17 protein-coding genes are annotated in these 23893 nt (G+C 54.8%); 9 read left to right on the forward strand and 8 right to left on the reverse strand.

Annotated features, from left to right (window positions below; translation table 11 throughout):
- The first annotated feature begins 44 nt into the window (after nt 1–44).
- The 6 genes from AAGR08_RS15220 to AAGR08_RS15245 all read left to right on the forward strand — a co-directional run bounded on the left by AAGR08_RS15220 (nt 45) and on the right by AAGR08_RS15245 (nt 6991).
- Nucleotides 45–1193 (forward strand): iron-containing alcohol dehydrogenase, encoded by a 1149-nt coding sequence (locus AAGR08_RS15220; protein ID WP_345827254.1) that lies wholly within the window; start codon nt 45–47, stop codon nt 1191–1193.
- A 17-nt stretch (nt 1194–1210) separates the two neighbouring features.
- The gene (locus AAGR08_RS15225; protein WP_345827255.1) at nt 1211–2095 is read left to right on the forward strand and encodes a dihydrodipicolinate synthase family protein; all 885 of its coding nucleotides are present in this window, start codon (nt 1211–1213) and stop codon (nt 2093–2095) included.
- 129 nt (nt 2096–2224) lie between these two features.
- Nucleotides 2225–3178: a phosphoglycerate dehydrogenase gene (locus AAGR08_RS15230; protein WP_097094908.1), complete on the forward strand. Its 954-nt coding sequence runs from the start codon at nt 2225–2227 to the stop codon at nt 3176–3178.
- 44 nt (nt 3179–3222) lie between these two features.
- Nucleotides 3223–4542: an MFS transporter gene (locus AAGR08_RS15235; RefSeq protein WP_097094909.1), complete on the forward strand. Its 1320-nt coding sequence runs from the start codon at nt 3223–3225 to the stop codon at nt 4540–4542.
- 71 nt (nt 4543–4613) lie between these two features.
- Nucleotides 4614–5951, forward strand: coding sequence for an MFS transporter (locus AAGR08_RS15240; protein WP_345827256.1), 1338 nt, complete (start codon nt 4614–4616; stop codon nt 5949–5951).
- Complete coding sequence (locus AAGR08_RS15245; RefSeq protein ID WP_097094911.1) at nt 5948–6991, forward strand: cyclase family protein; 1044 nt, start codon at nt 5948–5950, stop codon at nt 6989–6991. Before AAGR08_RS15240 ends, AAGR08_RS15245 begins: the two co-directional genes overlap by 4 nt.
- A gap of 65 nt (nt 6992–7056) precedes the next feature.
- Here the strand turns inward: AAGR08_RS15245 and yacL are convergent, their stop codons facing one another.
- From yacL to pdhR, 7 genes are all read right to left on the reverse strand, one after another.
- Entirely contained in the window at nt 7057–7419 is a 363-nt protein-coding gene (gene yacL, locus AAGR08_RS15250; RefSeq protein WP_097094912.1) for a protein YacL, read from the reverse strand.
- Between the two features lie 172 nt (nt 7420–7591).
- Nucleotides 7592–10189, reverse strand: a complete 2598-nt coding sequence (gene acnB, locus AAGR08_RS15255; protein WP_097094913.1) for a bifunctional aconitate hydratase 2/2-methylisocitrate dehydratase — start codon at nt 10187–10189, stop codon at nt 7592–7594.
- Nucleotides 10190–10527: 338 nt separating this feature from the next.
- Nucleotides 10528–11160 (reverse strand): hypothetical protein, encoded by a 633-nt coding sequence (locus tag AAGR08_RS15260; RefSeq protein WP_345827257.1) that lies wholly within the window; start codon nt 11158–11160, stop codon nt 10528–10530.
- Nucleotides 11161–11600: 440 nt separating this feature from the next.
- Complete coding sequence (gene lpdA / locus AAGR08_RS15265) at nt 11601–13025, reverse strand: dihydrolipoyl dehydrogenase (protein ID WP_008108560.1); 1425 nt, start codon at nt 13023–13025, stop codon at nt 11601–11603.
- Between the two features lie 173 nt (nt 13026–13198).
- A complete protein-coding gene (gene aceF / locus AAGR08_RS15270) occupies nt 13199–15094 on the reverse strand; it encodes a pyruvate dehydrogenase complex dihydrolipoyllysine-residue acetyltransferase (RefSeq protein WP_345827258.1) in 1896 nt (631 codons plus the stop codon).
- 14 nt (nt 15095–15108) lie between these two features.
- The gene (gene aceE, locus AAGR08_RS15275) at nt 15109–17775 is read right to left on the reverse strand and encodes a pyruvate dehydrogenase (acetyl-transferring), homodimeric type (RefSeq protein WP_345827259.1); all 2667 of its coding nucleotides are present in this window, start codon (nt 17773–17775) and stop codon (nt 15109–15111) included.
- 127 nt (nt 17776–17902) lie between these two features.
- Nucleotides 17903–18667, reverse strand: coding sequence for a pyruvate dehydrogenase complex transcriptional repressor PdhR (gene pdhR / locus AAGR08_RS15280; RefSeq protein ID WP_097094917.1), 765 nt, complete (start codon nt 18665–18667; stop codon nt 17903–17905).
- A gap of 513 nt (nt 18668–19180) precedes the next feature.
- Between pdhR and aroP the strand changes: the two genes are divergently transcribed.
- From aroP to AAGR08_RS15295, 3 genes are all read left to right on the forward strand, one after another.
- Entirely contained in the window at nt 19181–20536 is a 1356-nt protein-coding gene (gene aroP, locus AAGR08_RS15285) for an aromatic amino acid transporter AroP (RefSeq protein ID WP_097094918.1), read from the forward strand.
- Between the two features lie 162 nt (nt 20537–20698).
- Nucleotides 20699–22105, forward strand: a complete 1407-nt coding sequence (locus AAGR08_RS15290; RefSeq protein ID WP_345827260.1) for an MFS transporter — start codon at nt 20699–20701, stop codon at nt 22103–22105.
- Nucleotides 22102–23055 carry a family 43 glycosylhydrolase gene (locus tag AAGR08_RS15295; protein ID WP_345827261.1) on the forward strand — a complete coding sequence of 318 codons (954 nt, stop codon included), beginning with the start codon at nt 22102–22104 and terminating at the stop codon, nt 23053–23055. Before AAGR08_RS15290 ends, AAGR08_RS15295 begins: the two co-directional genes overlap by 4 nt.
- Here the strand turns inward: AAGR08_RS15295 and ampE are convergent.
- A complete protein-coding gene (gene ampE, locus AAGR08_RS15300; protein ID WP_097094921.1) occupies nt 23037–23891 on the reverse strand; it encodes a beta-lactamase regulator AmpE in 855 nt (284 codons plus the stop codon). The two genes, AAGR08_RS15295 and ampE, sit on opposite strands and share 19 nt — an antisense overlap.
- Between the last annotated feature and the right edge of the window lie 2 nt (nt 23892–23893).

The following is a 23893-nucleotide window of genomic DNA, read 5'->3' on the forward strand; positions in this document are numbered from 1 at the left end:
GCAAAATTAATCATTCAGCACGAAAAACGCGATAAGGGTATGTAATGAATATCAACAGCACCGTGATAAGTGGCTTTCAGGCGCTTAATGACCTCAGCTATCTGCTGCGAGGTAAGAAGCAAGCCCTGCTGGTGACCGATAAGAATATCGAAGGCATTCCGGCGGTTCAGAGGCTGATCGCCCAGCTGCAGCAGCAAATGGGTAGCCTGTGCATCATCAATACGGTGCCGCCAGAACCAAGCCAGCATGATGTGGCGTCCATTGTCGCTGCGCTACCAGGCAGCGATATCGATCTGGTGATTGGCGTCGGCGGCGGCAGCGTATTGGATGTCGCGAAGCTGCTCTCTATTCTATGCGTCGCGGGCGCGCCAACGCTGGATGCGTTACTGGCCGGTGAAAAACCGCATACGCGCACCCCTTCGCTGCTGATTCCCACCACGGCAGGTACCGGCTCGGAAGCCACGCCAAACGCCATTCTGGCTATCCCAGAGAAAGAGACCAAAGTCGGCATTATCACGCCGGTGATGCTGCCGGATTATGTCGCGCTGATACCGGAACTCACCACCAGCATGCCGCCGCATATCGCCTCTTCTACCGGGATCGATGCGCTGTGCCACCTGATCGAATGCTTTACCGCTACCGTGTCAAATCCGGTAAGCGATAACTATGCGCTGATCGGCATGAAAAAGCTGTTTACCAGCCTCGAAACCACTATTGCAGAGCCAGATAACCTTGAAGCGCGCCTGAACATGCTGTGGGCATCTTATTATGGCGGCGCATCGATTGCGCATGCCGGTACGCATCTGGTGCACGCGATGTCTTATCCGCTAGGTGGCAAATATCACCTTCCGCACGGCGTGGCTAACGCCATTCTGCTCGCGCCGTGCATGCGCTTTGTGCGTCCAGCGGCAGTGAGCAAATTCGCTCAGGCTTACGATTTGTTGCCCAATGTCGATACGTCACTGGATGAAGAAGCCAAATCTCATGCGCTGGTTGAATACTTTGCCGCGCTGGTAAAACGCCTGAAGCTGCCCGCCAGTCTGGAAGAGCTGGGTATCGGCCCGGATCACCTGCCGTATCTGGTTGAAGCCGCACTCGACGTGCAGCGCCTGATGAAGAATGTACCGATGAAAGTGGGCGCCGATGACGTACGCAACGTTTACCTGACGCTGTTTCCCGCTTTGAGCCACTAAGCATTATCGAGGACACCATGAGTAAGAAAATTCAGGGCGTGTTAACCGCCATCGTTACCACCTTCGATCGCGACGGTGCCTTTAATCCCGTCGCCCAGCGCGAGCAGGTCAAACGCCAGTTAAGGGCTGGCAACGGTATTTTCTGCGGCGGCACCAACGGTGAATTCTTCGTGCTGAACGAGCAGGAGAAGCTGGCGGTGACGCAAACCTGCGTCGATGAAGTTAATGGCACGGCGCCGGTAGTGGCGCACATTGGCGAAATCTCCACGCGTGAAACCATTCGCCTCGGCAAGCAAGTGGCGAAGCTGGGCGTGGATGCGGTTTCGGTGATTACGCCCTATTTCGTGCCGCTGAAACAGGAAGAGCTGATCGCCCACTATCGCGCGGTAGCCGACGCCATTGATGTGCCGCTGTTCCTCTATAACATCCCGGCGCGCACTGGCAACACGCTGCAGCCAGAGACCGTGCGCACGCTGGCTGCGCATCCGAACATCATCGGCATCAAAGATAGCGCAGGCAGCTATGAAAGCCTGAGCGGTTTTCTGCAGGCGGCAGCAGGCATCGATAGCTTCGATGTGCTGAATGGTCCGGATTCGCTGATTCATCAGGGCTTCGTCGACGGCTGCTCGGCTTGTATTTCAGGGCTCGCCAACGTTGCCCCCAACGAGATCAACGCCATTTGGGCGCGCTTCCATGCTGGCGACATCGAAGGTTCACGTCTGGCGCAGGAAAATGTCACCGGCTTGCGCACCGATCTGTATAGCGTCGGCTTCTCGCCGGCTGCAGTAAAAAAAGCGGTGTCGCTGCTCGGCTTTGACGTGGGCGATAGCCGCTATGCGGTGAGTTTCTCTGCCGAGGAAGAGCAGAAAATTCGCCAGATTGTGAACCAGTATTTGCAGTAATTAGCGGATGAGCGGCCTGCCAGGTCGCCATAAATGGCGCCCCTAGGTGTTTTGTAGGGTGCGCATTTATGCGCACCCTGTTAATCGCCGCACCGGCTCTTAGCTGTATTTTCAACATCGGGAAGATTTATGAAAGTCATCTGTACTTCACCGTCGTTTGCGAAATATGACGCGACGCCCATTGAAATCCTGCAACAACAGGGTTTTGAGCTGATCACCCTGCCCGCCGATGCGCCGCTGAGCGCGCTTGAGCCGCATCTGGCTGATACGGTCGCGCTGATCGTCGCTTTTACCGACGTCAACGACGCGTTACTGGCGCTGGCGCCACAGCTGAAAATCGTCTGTAAGCACGGCGTGGGCGTCGACAATATCAATCTGGATGCCACACGCAAGCGCGGTATTTACGTCACCAACGTGCCGGACGCCAACAAACATGCGGTAGCCGATTTCGCCTTCGCGCTAATGCTAAATTGCGCGCGCCAGGTGACACAGGCGGCGATTGAAACGCGCGCCGGCACGTGGCCGCGCATTTTTGCCACCGATGTTTACGGCAAAACGCTGGGCATTATTGGGCTGGGCAATATCGGCAAGCAGGTCGCGCTGCGCGCTAAAGGCTTCAACATGCGGGTGATTGCCTTCGATTTTTATCCAGACGAGACATTTGCTGCCGAGCACGGCATCGAATTCGTCACGTTGGATCAGCTGACGGAAACCAGCGATTTCATCACCCTGCATATGCCGCTGACCGACAAAACCCACCACTTGTTCGATGCCGCCCGGCTGAAACGCATGAAGAAGAGCGCCTTCCTGATTAATGCCTCACGCGGCGGTGTGGTGAATGAGCAGGATCTCTATCAGGCGCTGCGGGATAACGTGATTGCCGGGGCTGCGGCTGACGTGTTCGTGCAAGAACCGCTGACGGAGCATCCGCTGTTCACGCTCAGCAACTTCATTCCCACCGCGCACATCGCCGGTTACACCGACGGCGCCATCAGCGCGATAGGCGAACGTTGCGTGACGCAAATCGTGCAGTGCATTTGTCAGGGCGAACGCCCGCTTAACGTGATGAACGGGCTGGAATAATTCGCCGCCTCTCCCTGTAACCCTTTTTCGAGTGGATAATTATTATGACTAACTCTGCGCGCTCGAGTCGTATCCGTTGGTGGATCGCTGGCCTGATGTGGCTGGCCATCGCCATTAACTACATTGACCGCACCGTTCTCTCGGCGGCGGCACCGCATCTGATCAAAGAGCTCGATATCAATCCGGAAATGATGGGCTTTATCATGGCGGCATTCTTCTGGTCTTACGCGCTGCTGCAGATCCCGGCGGGCTGGTTCGCCGATCGCTTCGGTCAGAAAAAAGGCCTGGGGATTGCCGTCGGCTGGTGGTCAATCGCCACCATGGCAATGGGTCTGGCGACCGGCTTTAAATCGCTGCTGGCGCTGCGTTTAGCGTTGGGCGTGGGTGAAGCAGCAGCCTATCCGAGCAACGCGGGCATCACCGCGCGCTGGTTCCCGGACCGCGAACGCGCCACGGTGTCGGGCCTGTTCGACAGCGCCTCGAAGTTTGGTGGTGCGGTGGCGATGCCGCTGATTGTGTTTATGATCGCCATGTTCGACTGGCGTCTGACCTTCCTCGCCATTGGTGCACTAGGGTTGTTCTGGGTTATCGCCTGGTACTTTATCTACGCCGAAAACCCGGAAGATCATCAGTCGATCAGCAAAGAAGAAGTACGCTTTATCCGCGGCGGTCAGACGCAGAAGCATGGCGATAAAAGCGTGCGTCCGATGAAGTGGTACAAGCTGCTGCGCTATCGCAATATCTGGGCGATGTGCATTGGTTTCTTCACCATCAACTACACCTCCTACTTTTTTATCACCTGGCTGCCGACCTATCTGGTGAAAGATAAAGGTATGGATTTCCTCAAAATGGGAATGGTGGCTGCGCTACCGCTGATTTGCGGCATGGTGATTGAAGTGCTGGCCGGTTGGGCATCGGATCGTATGGTCCATAACAAAGTGCTGTCGCTGACCGCCACGCGCAAACTGTTCCTGACCATTGGCCTGTTGATGGCGCTGTGCATCGGCTTTGCGCCGTTCACCGACTCGGTGTTCATGACCGTGCTGCTGCTGTGTATCGCAAAATCAGGCACCACCGTTGCGGCCTCACAGGTATGGGCACTGCCGGGCGATGTTGCGCCGCAAAATAGCGTATCGATTGTCGCCGGGCTGCAAAACACCGTCTCCAATATGGGCGGTGCCGTTGGCCCGATTATTACCGGCGCCATTGTCGGTGCGACCGGCCACTTTACCTGGGCGCTGGTGTTCTCGGCGGTGCTGGTGGTGATTGGTATTCTTAACTATCTGTTCCTGATGGGAAAAGTTGAACCTATCGTGGATGAGGAACAGGTGACGCATTCCCACTCTGTCGTAAGCGGCGCATAAGCGCCAAACCCGCCGCATCGTTCTGATGCGGCTTTTCCCCTACTGAAAATAAAAAATAATTGGAGGCGATGATGTCGCTAAATTCCAATGGATCACCTGCTGCAATTTCGGCAAGTAAAGCGAAAGGGAAATTTCGTTTCGTCATTCTTACGGTGCTGTCCGTCGGCATCGCCATCAACTATATCGATCGCGCCGCAATGAGCGTAGCGATGCCGTTTATGAGCCAGGAGCTGAACTTTTCGCCCACCGACAGCGGCTTGCTGCTCTCCGCCTTCTTTTGGAGCTACGTGCTGTTTCAACTGCCCGGTGGCTGGCTGGTGGATAAACTCGGACCGCGCATTACCTTTGCGCTAAGCAGCCTCGGCTGGGGATTAGCCACTGCCGCATGCGGACTTGCCAGTTCGATTACGGCGTTGGTTGGCTTTCGCTTTGTGCTCGGTGCCGTGGAGGCGCCGAGTTATCCCGCTAGCTCCTCTACGGTTACACGCTGGTTCCCGCGTCAGGAGCGCAGCTTCGCCGCAGCGACCTTTAACAACGGCAGCAAAATTGGCGGCACGCTGGCCATTCCGATCATCTCGTTTCTGATTGCACTGGTTGGCTGGCGTATGACCTTCGTTATTTCTGGCGTGGTGGCGGTCGTGTGGGCGCTGGCGTGGTATCTGTGGTATCGCGATCCACGCCAGCACCCCAGCGTAACGCGCGAAGAAGTGGAATTCATCGAAACCAACCAGGATCCGCAAACCGGCGATCCGATGAGTGTACGTCAGCTACTTAGTCAACGCACCGTGCAGGCGATGATGGCCGGATTCTTCTGCATCAACTTCGTCTCGTACTTTTTCTTCACCTGGTTCCCCAGCTATCTGGTGGAAACCTTTCATCTGTCGCTGATGAAGTTCGGCTTGCTCGGCATGCTGCCGGGCGTTGCCGCGATTATCGGTGGCTGGTGTGGCGGATTGCTGTCGGATGCGCTGGTACGTCGTGGCTATTCGCTTAGCGTGGCACGCAAGATCCCGCTGGTAGGCGGCATGCTCGGCAGCGCGACCATTGGGCTGGCGGCCTTCTCGCCAACCGTAGGCCTGGCGTTGACAGCACTGTGCTTTGCCAACTTCGCCGCCACGTTTGCTTCGGCAGCCTTATGGGCGCTGCCTTCGGACGTTGCGCCTAACCGCGCCAACGTGGCCACTATCGGCGGCATTCAAAACATGGCGGCTAATCTTGCCGGGATCATCTCACCGATTTTGATCGGCGTGCTGATGCAATTCACCCATTCGTTCGTGATTCCACTGGAAATTGCCGGTGTCATCGGCGTGGTTGGCGCGCTGATTTACGCGTTCTGGTTGCCGCGCGTACAGCCAATGGGTGCAGACCACAACGCCGCGCTGGATGGCACCTTAAGGAGAGAAGTATGAATGCACGTTGGAAAAAACGCCCAGCCCAATCGACATGGGGCGATTTCGGTTCGGACGATCAGCTCGGCCGGCTTAATCTGCTTACTGCTGCCAAAGTGCGAGAAGGTGTCGCAGAGGTGAAGACGGGGGAAACCTTCTGCCTGAGTTTGCCACTCGATTTACCCGGCGGTACGGCGATGAATCCACGGCGTCCACCGCCTCAGCTTAATGCCACGCGACGCGGTGAACACGCCAATATGACCTATCCTCTTTCGCGTGACAATCCGCAGCTCACCGATGTGATCTGCGACGATAGCGTAACGCTGGCGCTGCAATATTCAACGCAATGGGACAGTCTGGCGCACATGGGCCAATGGTTTGACGTCAACGATAACGGCGAGCCGGAAATGGTGTTCTACAACGGGTACAAGGCCAATGTGGATATTGTCGGCGAAACCGATTATCGCGCTGGCTGTGGCTGCGATCGCGGTAGCCATCTCGGTGCCAAAGCGCTGGGCATTGAGAACATGGCAGCGCACGGTATGCAAGGCCGTGCGGTGATGATTGATATCAAACGCCATTTCGGTAACCGACGGTTTGCCTTTGGTTATCCGCATCTGCAACAGATTCTGCAGGCCGATAATATTGAGGTGCGAGCGGGCGATTTCGTCTGCTTCCGCACCGGCATGGACGAAGCCATTCTCGCCATGCAGGGTGAGCCGAATATGGACTTCCTCAATACGCATTTTGCCGGACTGGACGGTAGCGATCGGGCCTTACGTAACTGGATTGACGAGAGCGGCGTGGTGGCATTAATCGCAGATAACCCGGCGGTGGAGATTCTCCCAGCGCGGCCAATGAATGATGATTTCTATCCGTCGCATCCGCTGCACGATCTCTGCTTGTTCCGGCTGGGCGTCTATCTCGGAGAGTTGATGCTGCTGAGTCCGCTGGCAGACTGGCTGGCACAGCATCAGCGCCATGCGTTTCTGCTCACCGCGCCGCCGCTACGTTTGCCGGGCGCAGTGGGCTCGCCCGCTACGCCGATTGCGACAGTGTAGATAGTGGCGTGGTCGCCATGAATGGCGACAGTAGGGTGTGAGGTGCGCGTGAATGCGCACCGATTTCACTTCCCGGCTAAAAACCGCCGATAAGCAGCGATCACTGCGAGGAAATCTTCCACCCCGCAAAACGACAGGCTCTCTTCGTCGTAATAGGTCATGCCCTCTTCCATGCCGTCATCCTCCAGCGCCAGCTGGTTGGCACGAATCATCACCTCTTCTTCATCGAGCCACAGCGTGTATTCATGCCCCACGCGCTGCCATTGATTAATGGTGCCTTTTACCTGCTGGGCAGCGGCCTCAACTTCATCCAGCAGCGGCAGATTGTCTTTGACCTCTTCGTTGAACCAGTGCCCCACTGCTTCGTGGTCCATCGACATACGTACTTTGACCTGACCGGTCAAATCACGCAGAAATTCATACTCCATGGGTTTGCCTCATACTGATGACGCGCCGTGCGGCACCGTCTTAGTGCATTTTGTGCGCAGCACGCTGAATAAAGTGGGATCGCGCTCGCATTATGCCTGGAGATGTCAGCGGAAAAAAGCGCATAAAAAAAGGGACGATTTTCATCGTCCCCTTGTTAATCCTGAAAACCGCTTAAACGGCAGTCTGGAAGATCACGCTATCCGCTTTGTCAGTGTATTGTCCCAGCTGATCAAAGTTGAGGTAACGGTAGGTGTCAGCGGCGGTCTTATCAACCTGCAGCATAAACTGTTGGTACTCGTCCGGCGTTGGCAGTTTACCGAGCAGTGAAGCTACCGCTGCCAGCTCAGCCGATGCGAGGAACACGTTAGCCCCGGTACCGAGACGGTTCGGGAAGTTACGGGTTGAGGTGGAAACCACCGTCGCGCCGTCCGCCACACGCGCCTGGTTACCCATGCACAGTGAACAGCCCGGAATCTCAATACGCGCACCGCTCTTACCGAACACGCTGTAATAGCCCTCTTCGGTCAGCTGAGCGGCATCCATCTTGGTTGGCGGCGCAACCCACAGACGGGTTGGCAGCTGCCCTTTATGGGCATCCAGCAGTTTACCGGCTGCGCGGAAGTGACCAATGTTGGTCATGCACGAACCGATGAACACTTCGTCGATCTTCTCGCCCTGCACGTCAGACAACCAACGCGCATCGTCTGGATCGTTCGGTGCACACAGAATTGGCTCTTTGATCTCCGCCAGATCGATATCGATCACCGCAGCGTATTCGGCATCGGCATCGCCTTCCAGCAGTTGCGGATTGGCCAGCCATTTCTGCATGCCTTCAACGCGGCGCTCCAGCGTACGGCGATCGCCGTAACCTTCAGAGATCATCCACTTCAGCAGCACAATGTTCGAGTTGAGGTACTCGATGATCGGCTCTTTATCCAGCTTGATGGTACAACCGGCAGCAGAACGCTCAGCAGAGGCATCCGTCAGCTCAAAGGCCTGCTCAACTTTCAGCTTCGGCAAGCCTTCGATTTCCAGCACGCGGCCAGAGAAGATATTTTTCTTCCCTTTCTTCTCCACGGTCAGCAGACCCGCTTTGATGGCGTACAGCGGAATGGCATGGACCAGATCGCGCAGGGTGATGCCCGGCTGCATTTCGCCTTTGAAGCGCACCAGCACCGATTCTGGCATGTCGAGCGGCATCACGCCGGTGGCAGCAGCAAACGCCACCAGACCCGAACCTGCCGGGAAGGAAATGCCGATCGGGAAACGGGTATGCGAGTCACCGCCGGTACCAACGGTATCCGGCAGCAGCATGCGGTTCAGCCAGCTGTGGATAACGCCATCGCCCGGGCGCAGCGATACGCCGCCACGGTTCATGATGAAGTCAGGCAGCGTATGGTGCGTGGTTACGTCAACCGGCTTTGGATAGGCCGCGGTGTGACAGAATGACTGCATCACCAAATCGGCTGAGAAGCCAAGGCACGCCAGGTCTTTCAGTTCATCACGCGTCATTGGACCGGTGGTGTCCTGAGAACCCACTGAGGTCATTTTCGGTTCGCAGTAAGCACCTGGACGGACACCTTCTACGCCGCACGCACGACCAACCATTTTCTGCGCCAGTGAGTAACCACGGGTGCTGGCAGCCACATCTTTGGCTTGCACAAACACATCGCTGTGCGGCAGACCCAGTGATTCACGCGCTTTGGTGGTCAAGCCACGGCCGATGATCAGCGGAATACGACCGCCGGCACGAACTTCGTCCAGCAGCACGTCGGTCTTCAGTTCAAAGGTCGCCAGCACTTCATCGGTTTCATGATTGCGCACTTCGCCTTTGTACGGGTAAACGTCAATAACATCGCCCATGTTCAGACGATCAACATCAAGTTCAATCGGCAGTGCGCCCGCATCTTCCATGGTGTTGAAGAAGATCGGTGCGATTTTACCGCCAAGGCACAGACCGCCGCCCTTTTTGTTCGGTACGTATGGGATATCGTCGCCCATAAACCACAGCACCGAGTTGGTGGCGGATTTACGTGAAGAACCGGTACCCACTACGTCGCCGACATAGGTCAGCGGGAAGCCTTTGGTCTGCAGCGCTTCAATCTGTTTGATCGGGCCAATGTTGCCAGCATCATCGGGTTCGATGCCTTCACGGGCGTTTTTCAACATCGCCAGCGCGTGCAGTGGAATATCCGGACGTGACCATGCATCCGGCGCCGGAGAGAGGTCGTCGGTGTTGGTTTCGCCGGTCACTTTGAACACGGTAGTGGTGATTTTTTCAGCCAGTTTTGGACGCTTCAGGAACCATTCGGCATCGGCCCAGGACTGGATAATTTTTTTCGCGTGTGGGTTACCCGCCTTGGCTTTCTCTTCGACATCGTAGAAGTTATCGAACATCAGCAGCGTGTGGGACAGGGCTTCAGCAGCAATCGGTGCTAAGGCTTCATCATCAAGCGCTTCAATCAGCGCGTGGATGTTATAACCGCCCTGCATGGTGCCCAGCAGCTCAACGGCTTTTTCGCGAGTAACCAGAGGAGAGTGGGCTTCGCCCTTAGTGACAGCTGCCAGGAAACCGGCTTTAACATACGCCGCTTCATCAACACCTGGTGGAACACGGTTGACCAAAAGGTCGATAAGGAATTCTTCTTCACCCGCTGGCGGGTTTTTCAGCAGTTCAACCAGCGCGGCCATTTGGGAAGCATCTAACGGCTTAGGTACGATTCCCTGGGCAGCACGCTCGGCAACGTGCTTACGGTATTCTTCTAGCACGACGTTCTCCTCGCTCTCATTGTATAGCTTTCCGGTGCACCCCTGGATGCTGTCAAACAGTAGGGTGAGGTGCCCGGTTCCGCGAGGGGCAGCATAGCAGCATTTCGAACGATTGTTAATCTGTTTACAAAAAAGCAACATAAACCCGATATATCACTGCCTAACCTCCCTACGACCACTCAACTATAAGGCCTGACGGAGTAAGTCAGGGCTGAAAATCCATTACCTGAGGCTATTGCTCATTAAGAATGGATAGCTATGGTTAATGGAAAAAGCCTGGAATTTAACAATCTCGTTAATCTATCCGGCTGCGTTAAGATCCCAGGGCTGATGAGGCGTTAATTGAATTTTGGTAGCCAGTGATAGGGTATTCTCAAATCCCATGGACGCGGCTTGCCATGAAAACAGCAAATACGCGTATTCATTGGTAGCTCTCCAGGTTTAGGATTTGCGGAATGCATGACATGCGCTTTAAAGCTGACGACTTGATCAAAAAAGACACTCTGCCATGCCGTAATCCCTTCCATTTCGCGCGAGATAAAACCCTGATCGCCCCAGCATTCTGGCGTGCTGCAGTGATTCATATGTTCTTCTGGATTTTTCAGGAAGGCAGACCATACGCGCGCTTTTGCCTCGTGTGGGATAAACATCAGTGCACTATTAAATTTTTGGGGAGCATAAAAGTCGCTAAGCATCATCGGGCGATGAACGCTGAGCATTCCCGTGATGTCGCCGGTAATGACCGTATCGAGATCAAGATAAAATATATCGTCGGGAATATCTGGACGGAAAAGTTCCATTTTCGCCCACCATCCTGGCCAATCATATTGAAGCGGAATAGTTTCAATTCCTTCAATATTTACATCAGAAAAACATACAATCTTATATCCTTTAGGTAACTGACGATGAAGCCAATGCACATGGCGAGCATTGTATTCACCACCACTGCGCAAAACCATTGCAATAATCATTATATATATCACTCATAATTAGGCTGAAGACTAAACCTGAAACACCACCCTCATCCTGAGGTTTGTTGGCGGCGTAAATCAAGACATGAACTCATCATTTCACATATGGATTTATTCAACCGCATCTTAAGCGTTGATAATAAAATACACATGACTGCATGAATCATTTGATTATTGTTATTTAGCAATAGGCATTCAAGATTATTTTGGGGGGGAGGAGAGGAATAATTATATGCCATCAGTAATGACTTATTAAACTATCAGTTATTTCTTATTACCCGGAAAGAACTTACTACATACACCTGTTAATTCTAAAGCAATGCGTGACAATGCATAAATAATAAAAAAGTAATCCACCGAAAATATTATTATCGCTATTTTATGCATAAAAAAACGGCCGCTCTGGGCCGTTTTTTAGCAACAAGCTCACTTACGTAAGCTTATTTCTTTTTCGCTTTCGGATTCGGCAGGTCAGTGATGCTACCTTCGAACACTTCAGCCGCCAGGCCGACAGACTCATGCAGCGTTGGGTGCGCGTGAATGGTCAGCGCGATATCTTCGGCATCACAGCCCATTTCAATCGCCAGACCAATTTCACCCAGCAGCTCGCCGCCGTTGGTACCGACAATTGCGCCACCGATGACACGGTGCGTTTCTTTATCGAAGATCAGCTTGGTCATACCGTCGGCACAGTCAGAAGCGATCGCACGGCCTGAAGCTGCCCACGGGAAGGTGGACACTTCGTAGCTGATGCCTTTCTCTTTCGCTTCTTTCTCGGTCAGGCCAACCCAGGCAACTTCTGGCTCGGTGTAGGCAATAGATGGGATCACTTTCGGGTCGAAGTAGTGCTTCAGACCGGAGATCACTTCCGCCGCTACGTGGCCTTCGTGCACGCCTTTGTGCGCCAGCATTGGCTGACCCACGATGTCACCGATAGCATAGATGTGCGGTACGTTAGTGCGCATCTGCTTATCGACGCGGATGAAGCCGCGATCGTCCACTTCCACGCCCGCTTTACCGGCATCCAGGCCTTTACCGTTCGGTACGCGACCAATGGCCACCAGCACCGCGTCGTAACGCTGTGCATCGGCAGGTGCTTTTTTGCCTTCCATTGAAACGTAGATACCGTCGTCTTTCGCTTCAACCGCGGTGACTTTGGTTTCCAGCATCAGGTTGAATTTCTTGCTGATGCGTTTGGTGAACACTTTCACCACGTCTTTATCGGCGGCCGGGATCACCTGGTCGAACATCTCAACCACGTCGATCTCTGAACCCAGCGCTTTATAAACGGTGGCCATTTCCAGGCCGATGATACCGCCACCCATAACCAGCAGACGCTTCGGCACTTCTTTCAGTTCCAGCGCATCGGTAGAGTCCCACACGCGCGGATCGTTGTGCGGAATAAATGGCAGTTCGATTGGACGAGAACCGGCCGCGATAATCGCGTTGTCGAAGTTGATGGTGGTGGCACCACCTTCACCTTCTACCACCAGCGTGTTCGCACCGGTGAATTTGCCGAGGCCAGTCACCACCTTCACTTTACGACCTTTCGCCATACCCGCGAGGCCGCCAGTGAGTTGGTTAATCACCTTCTCTTTCCAGCTACGAATTTTGTCGATGTCAGTTTGCGGCTGGCCAAACACGATACCGTGCTCTTCCAGGGCTTTTGCTTCGTCAATCACTTTGGCGACGTGCAGCAGCGCTTTTGACGGGATACAGCCTACGTTCAGACAAACACCGCCAAGGGTGCTGTAACGCTCAACGATTACGGTTTCCAGACCTAAATCAGCGCAACGGAAGGCTGCAGAGTAACCTGCAGGACCTGCCCCAAGTACCACGACTTGAGTTTTAATCTCTGTACTCATCATGACCTCTTGTTTGATTACCGGCAGTCAGGAGAAAGCTTTTCCCAAGCTCTAATGCCCTATATCCGCCGGGACATTTCACCGCGAGAGTTTACAGAATTGTTAACAAACTGCCAACCGCGGCAACATTGAATGCTTACAACAAGGCCGGCATTCGCCGGCCTTGATTAACTTCACATCACCAGACGGCGGATGTCGGACAGCGTGTTGTTGATGATGGTGATAAAGCGCGCACCATCAGCACCGTCGATCACGCGGTGGTCGAAGGAGAGTGAGATTGGCATCATCAGACGCGGCTCAAACTCTTTTCCGTTCCACACCGGCTCCATCGCTGACTTGGAAACACCGAGGATAGCCACTTCCGGCGCGTTAACGATCGGCGCGAAGTGCGTGGTACCCAGGCCACCAAGGCTGGAGATGGTGAAGCAACCGCCTTGCATATCGCCTGCCGTCAGCTTGCCATCACGCGCTTTCTTCGAAATCGCCATCAGCTCGCGAGACAGTTCAGTGATGCCTTTCTTGTTCACATCTTTGAACACCGGAACCACCAAACCGTTTGGCGTATCCACCGCCACACCGATGTTGATGTATTTCTTCAGCGTCAGTTTCTGTGCATCTTCAGACAGTGAACTGTTAAAGCGTGGCATCTGCTCAAGCGCCGCAGCAACCGCTTTCATGATGAACACCACTGGCGTGAATTTCACATCCAGTTTACGTTTCTCCGCTTCAGCATTCTGCTGTTTGCGGAAGGCTTCCAGATCGGTGATGTCGGTTTTGTCGAAGTGCGTAACGTGTGGGATAACCACCCAGTTACGGCTCAGGTTGGCACCCGAGATTTTCTGGATACGGCCCAGTTCCACTTCTTCGATTTCGCCGAACTTACTGAAGTCCACTTTCGGCCAAGGCAGCAGACCAGGCAGGCTTCCGCCGCTGGCTGCAGCAGCCGGAGCCGCTTCAGCGCGTTTCACCGCGTCTTTAACGTAAGACTGTACGTCTTCTTTCAGGATGCGACCTTTACGGCCGGTGCCTTTGACTTTCGCCAGGTTAACACCGAACTCGCGCGCCAGGCGACGAATCACCGGCGTTGCGTGCACGTAAGCATCGTTCTCAGCGAACTCACCCTTAGCATCCGCTTTCGCAGGCGCTGGCGCAGCGGCAGGTTTGGCCGCTTCGGCTGCCGGAGCGGCTTCCTGCTTCGCTGCTGGAGCCGCAGCCGGTGCCGCGCCTTCCACTTCGAACACCATGATGAGTTTACCGGTGCTGACTTTATCGCCCGTTGCCACTTTCAACTCTTTCACGGTACCGGCGAACGGTGCAGGCACTTCCATTGACGCTTTGTCGCCTTCAACCACGATCAGTGATTGCTCAGCCGCCACTTTGTCGCCCACTTTCACCAGGATCTCGGTAACTTCAACTTCATCGCCACCAATGTCCGGCACGTTGACGTCTTTCGCGCCAGCGGCCGCAGGGGCTGCTGCTGGAGCCGCTTCCTGTTTGGCGGCTGGAGCCGCAGCAGGCGCTGCGCCTTCTGCGTCGAACACCATGATCAGTGAACCGGTATTCACTTTATCGCCGGTGGCGATTTTGATCTCTTTCACCACACCCGCGAACGGTGCAGGGACTTCCATCGAGGCTTTGTCGCCTTCAACGGTGATCAGTGACTGTTCAGCTTCAACTTTGTCGCCCACTTTCACCAGGATCTCGGTAACTTCAACTTCGTCGCCGCCGATGTCCGGTACGTTGACCTCTTTACTGACCGCAGCAGCGGCAGCAGCTGGAGCAGGAGCGGCTTCCGCTTTCTTCTCTTCTGCTGGCGCTGGCGCCGCTTCTGCGGCACCTTCTGCGTCAAAGATCATGATGAGTTTGCCGGTTTCCACTTTGTCACCGGTTGAGATTTTGATCTCTTTCACCACGCCGGCCTGCGGCGAAGGCACTTCCATTGAGGCTTTATCGCCTTCTACGGTGATCAGCGACTGTTCAGCTTCAACTTTGTCGCCCACCTTCACCAGAATTTCGGTGACTTCAACTTCGTCTGCCCCGATGTCCGGCACGTTAATTTCAATAGCCATTACTCTCTTACCTCTTAAGCCAGACGCGGGTTAACTTTATCGGCGTCGATGTTGAACTTGGTGATTGCTTCTGCCACCACTTTCTTATCGATTTCGCCGCGTTTAGCCAGCTCACCCAGCGCAGCCACAACCACATACGATGCATCCACTTCGAAGTGGTGACGCAGGTTTTCACGGCTGTCTGAACGACCGAAGCCGTCAGTTCCCAACACGCGATAATCGCTGGAAGGCACGTAGCTGCGAACCTGTTCTGCGAACAGCTTCATGTAGTCGGTTGATGCCACGGCCGGCGCTTCGTTCATCACCTGCGCGATGTACGGTACACGTGGCTCTTCGGTTGGGTGCAGCATGTTCCAGCGCTCGCAATCCTGGCCATCACGCGCCAGCTCGGTGAACGAGGTCACGCTGTAGACGTCAGAACCGATGCCGTAATCTTTCGCCAGAATCTGCGCGGCTTCACGCACGTGACGCAGGATGGAACCTGAGCCCAGCAGCTGTACTTTGCCTTTGCTACCGTCTACGGTTTCCAGCTTGTAGATACCCTTACGGATACCCTCTTCCGCACCCTGCGGCATCGCCGGCATGTGGTAGTTTTCGTTCAGCGTGCTGATGTAGTAGTAGATATTTTCCTGCGCTTCGCCATACATACGCACCAGGCCATCTTGCATGATGACCGCCACTTCGTACGCGTAAGACGGATCGTAAGAGATACAGTTCGGAATAGTCAGCGACTGAATGTGGCTGTGACCATCTTCGTGCTGCAGACCTTCGCCGTTCAGCGTGGTACGACCGGAGGTGCCGCCGACGAGGAAGCCGCGCGCCTGCTGGTCGCCCGCCAACCACATCAGATCGCCGATGCGCTGGAAGCCGAACATCGAGTAATAGATGTAGAACGGAATCATCGGCAGGTTGTTGGTGCTGTAAGAGGTCGCCGCCGCCAGCCAGGATGAACCTGCGCCCAGCTCGTTGATCCCTTCCTGCAGAATCTGGCCTTTCTCGTCTTCTTTATAGTAAGCAACCTGCTCGCGGTCCTGCGGGGTGTACTGCTGACCGTTCGGGCTGTAGATACCAATCTGACGGAACAGACCTTCCATCCCGAAGGTACGGGCTTCGTCCGCGAGGATCGGAACCAGACGATCTTTGATCGACTTGTTCTTCAGCATCACGTTCAGGGCACGCACAAAGGCGATGGTGGTAGAGATCTCTTTGTTCTGCTCTTCCAGCAGCGGACGGAACTCTTCCAGCGTTGGCATTTCCAGCTTCTCGCTGAACTGCGCCTGACGCGTTGGCAGATAGCCGCCCAACTTCTCACGCTGACCGTGCAGATAGTTGTACTCTTCAGAGCCTTTTTCGAAGGTCACGTACGGCAGCTCTTCGATTTTCTCGTCAGCTACCGGCACGTTGAAGCGATCGCGGATGTAGCGAACGCCATCCATGTTCATCTTCTTAACCTGGTGGGCGATGTTTTTACCTTCGGCCGTGTCACCCATACCATAGCCTTTAATGGTATGCGCCAGAATCAGCGTTGGCTGACCTTTGGTTTCCTGCGCTTTTTTCAGTGCTGCATAGACTTTCTTCGGATCGTGGCCGCCGCGGTTCAGGGCGAAGATCTCTTCGTCTGACCAGTCTTTCACCAGCGCGGCGGTTTCCGGATATTTACCGAAGAAGTGCTCACGCACGTAGGCGCCGTCACGGGATTTGAAGGTCTGGTAATCGCCGTCAACGGTTTCGTTCATCAGCTGAATCAGCTTGCCGCTGGTGTCCTGACGCAGCAGCTCATCCCAACGACCGCCCCAGATCACTTTGATCACGTTCCAGCCAGCACCAGCAAAGATGCCTTCCAGCTCGTTGATGATCTTGCCGTTACCGGTGACCGGGCCATCCAGACGCTGCAGGTTACAGTTGATGATGAACACCAGGTTGTCCAGCTTCTCACGGGTAGCGATGGTGATCGCACCTTTGGATTCCGGCTCATCCATCTCGCCATCACCAAGGAAGGCATAAACGGTTTGGGCTGAGGTGTCTTTCAGACCGCGATGCTCCAGATACTTCAGGAATTTCGCCTGATAGATCGCCGACAGCGGGCCCAGGCCCATAGAAACGGTCGGGAACTGCCAGAAGTCTGGCATCAGTTTCGGGTGCGGATACGACGACAGGCCGTTGCCATGCACTTCCTGACGGAAGTTGTTCATCTGCTCTTCAGTCAGACGACCTTCAAGAAACGCACGTGCATAGATGCCTGGAGAGATATGACCCTGGAAGTAAACCAGATCGCCACCGTCTTTGTCGCTACGCGCGCGGAAGAAGTGGTTGAAGCACACTTCATAAATGGTCGCGGAAGACTGGAAGGAGGACATATGGCCACCCAACTCCAGATCTTTCTTCGACGCACGCAGCACCGACATGATGGCGTTCCAACGAATTGCGGAACGGATACGACGTTCAAGAGAGGTGTTGCCCGGGTATTCCGGCTCATCTTCAACAGCAATAGAGTTAATGTAGTTGCTGATTGCAGAGGAACCTGCGGCAACTTTCACGCCACCTTTGCGTGCTGCACTCATTACCTGATCAATCAGATACTGCGCGCGCTCAACACCTTCTTCACGGATGACCGATTCGATCGCTTGTAGCCAATCACGAGTTTCGATCGGATCCACGTCATTCTGTAAACGTTCTGACATGGGGTGTATTCCTTATCTGTGTCTAATACGTTGAAATTATCAGGAGCCTGTCTGCTTGTGCTTTGCTTCTGGTTCACAGCACAAGAAGACAGGCCCGTCGTGTTTTCCGCACGTTCGTTGCCGTGCGTTATTCCTTACGTTGCTGTAAACGACGCAGGGAGCGTTCACGACGACTCTGCTCCCGACTTCTATCCAGCAAGATTTCCTCAATGAACGCCAGGTGACGATGAGAGGCCTCGCGTGCTTGTTCTGGCTCACGAGCCACAATCGCCTCATAAATACTGGCGCGGTGACCGCTCACTTTCGCCAGCATTTCCCGGCGAGCGTAGAGCAATTCAAAATTCTGGCGGACGTTTTGTTCCAGCATAGGGCCCATGGAACGCAGCAAATGCAGAAGCACCACATTATGGGCCGCTTCTGTGACAGCGATCTGATACTTCATCACCGCATCAGCTTCGGCGTCGAGATCGCCGCTGTCCTGTGCCTGCTGAATATGAACATGGCAGTCGCGGATGCGCTGCAGATCTTCATCGGTACCCCGTAGCGCCGCGTAGTAGGCAGCAACACCTTCCAGCGCATGGCGGGTTTCCAGCAGGTCAAACTGAGATTCTGGATGTTCGGCAAGCAGACCGACCAGCGGGTCGCTCAGGCTTTGCCAGAGATTTTTCTGGACGAAGGTGCCACCGCCCTGACGGCGCATCAGCAGGCCTTTGGCTTCCAGGCTCTGAATCGCTTCGCGCAAGGATGGACGTGAGACATCAAACTGTTTCGCCAGTTCGCGCTCGGGGAGCAGTTTTTCACCCGGCTGGAGCGTCCCTTCCATGATCAGGGATTCCAGCTGCTGCTCAATCGCATCGGAGAGCTTGGGTTGGCGAATTTTACTGTAAGCCATCTTCCCTTCTTATGAGCCAAACGTCCGGAGTAAATTGGTAATACCAATTGAAAAATAGTGCCCGTAAAGTAACAAAGTATTCACCTTGTGTCTATATGGTCGCGGTCACACTTCAGGGGAAGAATGCTGTTGGAATGCGCTAACTTACCGGCATAAAGCAAGAAATTTCCTGGGTGAGGTAAATGTTAATAAATTGCACTTTTACCAAACCTTACACTGAGTTAGCACCTTCATCCTGGCTGAGATATAAGGGAAAGCTATTCGTGTTTTCGCCAGGTTCGTGGCAGAAATAATTTGCGCAGTGCCCAGAGGATGCTGCTGCTTTTTCAGTCATCTCTCAGCACAAAAAGCAAAAGCAGGTGCAAAGCGGCGCGCTTATCACTATTCTGGACGCCTTGGTAGCTCACGCATGCACACAGCACGCCAGATACCGTAAAGAAAAGAGTACATTAGGATAAACAGCCTTACAGTGCGCGCACTGCAGGTGCACAATAACAACATCACGAGGTTTGTATGGAACAACAGCATGGCGACACGCTGCATCGCGGCTTAAAGAATCGCCATATTCAGCTGATTGCGCTGGGCGGAGCCGTAGGTACTGGCCTGTTTCTGGGCAGCGCATCAGTGATTAAATCGGCCGGTCCTGCCGTTATTCTCGGCTACGCGATTGCCGGTTTTATTGCCTTTCTGATTATGCGCCAACTGGGTGAGATGGTCGTTGAAGAGCCGGTTGCCGGTAGCTTCAGTCACTTCGCCTACAAATACTGGGGCAACTTCGCCGGTTTCGCCTCAGGCTGGAACTACTGGGTGCTGTACGTGCTGGTTGCCATGGCTGAATTGACCGCCGTCGGCAAATACGTGCAGTTCTGGTGGCCAGATTTCCCCACTTGGGCCACGGCTGCCATCTTCTTTGTGCTGATCAACGCCATCAACCTGACTAACGTAAAAGTCTTTGGTGAGATGGAGTTCTGGTTCGCCATTATTAAAGTCGTCGCCGTTATCGGCATGATTCTGTTTGGCGGTTGGCTGCTGTTCAGTGGCAACGGCGGCCCGCAGGCCAGCGTAAGCAACCTATGGAATCAGGGTGGCTTCCTGCCGCACGGCATGACCGGACTGGTCATGATGATGGCGATCATTATGTTTTCGTTTGGCGGCCTTGAGCTGGTGGGCATCACCGCCGCCGAAGCCGACAATCCAGAAGAGAGCATTCCCAAAGCCACGAACCAGGTGCTGTGGCGTATCCTGATTTTCTATATCGGCTCGCTGGCCGTGCTGCTGTCACTACTGCCGTGGACGCGCGTAACCGCCGACACCAGCCCGTTCGTACTGATTTTCCATGAGCTGGGCGATGCCTTTGTGGCGAATGCGCTAAACGTGGTGATCCTGACGGCGGCGCTGTCGGTCTATAACAGCTGTGTTTACTGCAACAGCCGCATGCTGTTCGGTCTGGCACAGCAGGGCAACGCGCCTAAAGCATTGCTGAAAGTCGATAGTCGCGGCGTGCCGGTGGCAACGATTCTGGTCTCTGCCGTCGCGACGGCCCTCTGCGTACTGATTAACTATCTGATGCCTGGCGAAGCCTTCGGCTTGCTGATGGCGCTGGTGGTATCTGCGCTGGTAATCAACTGGGCGATGATCAGCCTTGCGCACCTGAAATTCCGTAAGAAGAAAGATCAGCAGGGTGTCACCACGCGCTTTAAAGCGGTGCTGTATCCGCTGGGTAACTGGGTTTGCCTGATCTTCCTCGCGGGCGTTCTGGTGATTATGCTGATGACGCCTGGCATGGCGATTTCGGTATGGCTGATTCCGGTCTGGCTGGTGATCCTGGGTATCGGCTACACCATCAAAAACAAACTGCAAAAAGCTTAATGTTTCTCTCTGCCCGGCACGCCGCTGCCGGGCAGTTCCACCGATCTGGCTCACACTTTTCCCCGCCCGCGCGTTTTGTCCATCTACCTAACCATTTGCTCCCCAGCAGATTACTGATTTAGCACAGATAATTCCTGCTCATCTTGTCGCTGGAGACGATCAATGAAAGGAGCAGTCCTCTCGTTCCGGGAGAAACTGGGGTATGGCATGGGTGATGCCGGATGCAACATGATTGGCGGTGCTATCATGTTATTCCTCAACTATTTCTACACTGATGTGTTTGGATTAGCGCCGGCGCTGGTCGGCACGCTGTTGCTTTCGGTGCGCGTGCTGGATGCCGTCACCGATCCGATCATGGGCGCGATTGCTGACCGCACGCAAAGCCGCTGGGGCCGTTTCCGCCCGTGGCTGCTGTGGGTTTCCGTGCCTTACGTGCTGTTCAGCGTCTTGATGTTTACCACGCCGGACTGGAGCTATGACGACAAAGTTATCTGGGCATTTGTCACCTACTTCCTCATGTCGCTGACCTATACCGCCATCAATATTCCTTACTGCTCGCTGGGCGGTGTGATTACCAACGATCCCGGCGAGCGCGTGTCGTGCCAGTCGTATCGCTTTGTAATGGTGGGCGTCGCCACGCTTATTCTTTCGCTTTCGCTGCTGCCGATGGCCGAATGGTTTGGCGGCGGCGACAAAGCACGTGGCTATCAGCTGGCGATGAGCGTGCTGGCGCTGATTGGCCTGGCGATGTTCCTGTTCTGCTTTGCTACCGTGCGTGAACGCATTCGGCCTGCGGCGCCAAGCAACGATGATTTGAAACAGGACCTGCGCGATGTCTGGAAAAACGATCAGTGGGTGCGTATTTTGCTGCTGACCTTCTGCAACGTTTGCCCTGGCTTCATTCGTATGGCTGCCACCATGTATTACGTTACCTGGGTGATGGGGCAGTCGACGCACTTCGCCACGCTGTTTATCAGTCTTGGTGTTATTGGCATGATGTTCGGCAGCACGTTGGCGAAAATCCTTACCGATCGCTGGTGCAAGCTGAAAGTGTTTTTCTGGACCAATATTGCGCTGGCGCTGTTCTCCTGCGGTTTCTACTGGATCGATCCGCACGCCACCGCGGCAGTGGTCATCGCCTATTTCCTGCTGAATATCCTGCATCAGATTCCATCACCGCTGCACTGGTCGCTGATGGCCGACGTGGATGATTACGGTGAATGGAAAACCGGCAAACGCATCACCGGGATGAGCTTCTCCGGCAATCTGTTCTTCCTTAAAGTCGGGCTGGCGGTGGCGGGTGCGATGGTTGGTTTCCTGCTGTCGATTTATGGCTACGATGCCGGTGCCAAACAGCAAGCGCCCAGCGCCATTAACGGCATTATGCTGCTGTTTACCGTGATTCCGGGCGTGGGTTATCTGATTACCGCTGGCGTGGTGCGCCTGATGAAAGTGGATCGCCAACTGATGCGTACCATCCAGGCCGATCTGGCGCTACGCCGTGCCCATTCACCTCACCTATCCTCTGTCGTGTCCTCAGCGACTTCACAACCTGGAGAGATCAAATGAGCTGGCCCAACCCTTTTATTACCCAACGCGCCGATCCCTTTATTCTGCGCCAAGCGGATGGCTACTATTTTATCGCCTCGGTGCCAGAGTATGACCGGCTGGAGATTCGCTTTGCGCCCACGCTGGCTGGCCTCATTGATGCGCAAGCCGTTACCGTATGGCATAAACCCGATACCGGTCCGTTCAGCGCGTTGATTTGGGCACCGGAGCTGCATCACATTAATGGGCAATGGGTAATCTATTTTGCTGCGGCGCCCACGCGTGAGATTAAGGATGGGCTGTTCCAGCACCGCATGTATGCGCTGGTGTGCAATGATGCCGATCCGCTCAGTGGCAACTGGCAGCCCTGCCGCCGCGTACATACGCCCATTGACTCCTTCGCTCTGGATGCCACCTACTTCGCACACCAGGGTAAACACTGGTATCTCTGGGCGCAGAAAGATCCGGCCATTCCCGGCAACTCTAATCTCTATCTCGCCGAGTTACTCAATCCGTGGACGTTGAAAAGTGCGCCTGTGATGCTGAGCCGTCCTGAATATGAGTGGGAGTGCGCGGGATTTAGCGTCAATGAAGGACCGGCGGTGATTCAGCACGGCGATAAGCTGTTTGTCACCTATTCCGCCAGTGCGACCGATGAAAATTACTGCCTGGGCATTTTAAACATCGATATATTGGCCGATCCGCTCAACCTCAGCGCCTGGCGCAAATCGGCGCGGCCGGTATTTGCTACCAGTTGGGATAATCAACAATACGGGCCGGGGCATAACAGCTTTACGGTGGATGAAGCAGGAAGAGATGTGCTGGTGTATCACGCACGAAATTACACCGAAATTGAAGGCGATCCGCTGTGGGATCCAAATCGTCATACGCGATTGAAATACTTCCATTGGCGCGAAGACGGCACACCCGATTTCGGTGTGCCGCCAGCCGATCACACCAGCGTGCCGTAAATGGTCAACAGCGCCACCACCACCACCAGCACTAAGGAAATACGTTTTGCCAACGCCACCGCAATACGTGGCGTTTCCACCTTATCCATATGCGGATCGCGCGCCAGTGAGAACTGCGCCAGGCTGGTCAGCACCTGATACTGTGGGCGATGCAGATCGCCCAAGGCGGCAAACCAGGCTGGCAGCGCGCGCTCGCCGTGTCCAAGGAGCGCGTAAGCTACGCCGGCCAGCCGCACAGGAACCCAGTCAAGCAGGTGCAGCAGGCGATCAACCCCGGACTGCGAGCGTTCCAGCGGCGAATGATGTCTTGCCAGCCAGCTCTGCCAGGCACGCAGAAATGCATAACCCACCAGAAGTACCGGACCATAAGGACCACCGACCACAAACCAAAACATCGGCGCAAGATAGTAGCGGAAGTTAATCCAAATCAGCGCATTCTGCAGTTCACGCAAGAACTCACGCTCACTGCACTCCACCGGCACGCCATGAATCAGCGTCAGCTCAGCGGCCATCGCCTTGTGCGCAGCTTCATCATCATGGCTCGCGGCCTTGAGATAGCTGTGATAATGCAAGCGTACCGAGCCCGCACCGATACACAGCAACCCCACGACAATCCAGAACAGCAATTGCGCCACACCAAACAGAATACCTTTTAGGCTCCACACCACCAGCCAGACAATCAGCATCGCGATGACGGTCATGACGACTGTGCGCAACAACGAAAAGCGCTGGCGTCCACGGAACAGGGCCTCAAGCCGATGATCCAGCTGCCAATGTTCACCTAACTTAAAAAGGCGCTCCCAACCTAAAACTAATAACAAGCTAAACAACGTCATAC

Source organism: Pantoea sp. BRR-3P, from assembly GCF_039621635.1.
Lineage (GTDB): Bacteria > Pseudomonadota > Gammaproteobacteria > Enterobacterales > Enterobacteriaceae > Pantoea > Pantoea floridensis.

Excerpts from the sequence above, each read along its gene's own strand:
- AAGR08_RS15220 (WP_345827254.1), top strand. The coding sequence starts at position 45 with ATGAATATCAACAGCACCGTGATAAGTGGCTTTCAGGCGCTTAATGAC.
- AAGR08_RS15225 (WP_345827255.1), top strand. The coding sequence starts at position 1,211 with ATGAGTAAGAAAATTCAGGGCGTGTTAACCGCCATCGTTACCACCTTC.
- AAGR08_RS15230 (WP_097094908.1), top strand. The coding sequence starts at position 2,225 with ATGAAAGTCATCTGTACTTCACCGTCGTTTGCGAAATATGACGCGACG.
- AAGR08_RS15235 (WP_097094909.1), top strand. The coding sequence starts at position 3,223 with ATGACTAACTCTGCGCGCTCGAGTCGTATCCGTTGGTGGATCGCTGGC.
- AAGR08_RS15240 (WP_345827256.1), top strand. The coding sequence starts at position 4,614 with ATGTCGCTAAATTCCAATGGATCACCTGCTGCAATTTCGGCAAGTAAA.
- AAGR08_RS15245 (WP_097094911.1), top strand. The coding sequence starts at position 5,948 with ATGAATGCACGTTGGAAAAAACGCCCAGCCCAATCGACATGGGGCGAT.
- yacL (WP_097094912.1), bottom strand. The coding sequence starts at position 7,419 with ATGGAGTATGAATTTCTGCGTGATTTGACCGGTCAGGTCAAAGTACGT.
- AAGR08_RS15260 (WP_345827257.1), bottom strand. The coding sequence starts at position 11,160 with ATGATTATTGCAATGGTTTTGCGCAGTGGTGGTGAATACAATGCTCGC.
- lpdA (WP_008108560.1), bottom strand. The coding sequence starts at position 13,025 with ATGAGTACAGAGATTAAAACTCAAGTCGTGGTACTTGGGGCAGGTCCT.
- aceF (WP_345827258.1), bottom strand. The coding sequence starts at position 15,094 with ATGGCTATTGAAATTAACGTGCCGGACATCGGGGCAGACGAAGTTGAA.
- aceE (WP_345827259.1), bottom strand. The coding sequence starts at position 17,775 with ATGTCAGAACGTTTACAGAATGACGTGGATCCGATCGAAACTCGTGAT.
- pdhR (WP_097094917.1), bottom strand. The coding sequence starts at position 18,667 with ATGGCTTACAGTAAAATTCGCCAACCCAAGCTCTCCGATGCGATTGAG.
- aroP (WP_097094918.1), top strand. The coding sequence starts at position 19,181 with ATGGAACAACAGCATGGCGACACGCTGCATCGCGGCTTAAAGAATCGC.
- AAGR08_RS15290 (WP_345827260.1), top strand. The coding sequence starts at position 20,699 with ATGAAAGGAGCAGTCCTCTCGTTCCGGGAGAAACTGGGGTATGGCATG.
- AAGR08_RS15295 (WP_345827261.1), top strand. The coding sequence starts at position 22,102 with ATGAGCTGGCCCAACCCTTTTATTACCCAACGCGCCGATCCCTTTATT.
- ampE (WP_097094921.1), bottom strand. The coding sequence starts at position 23,891 with ATGACGTTGTTTAGCTTGTTATTAGTTTTAGGTTGGGAGCGCCTTTTT.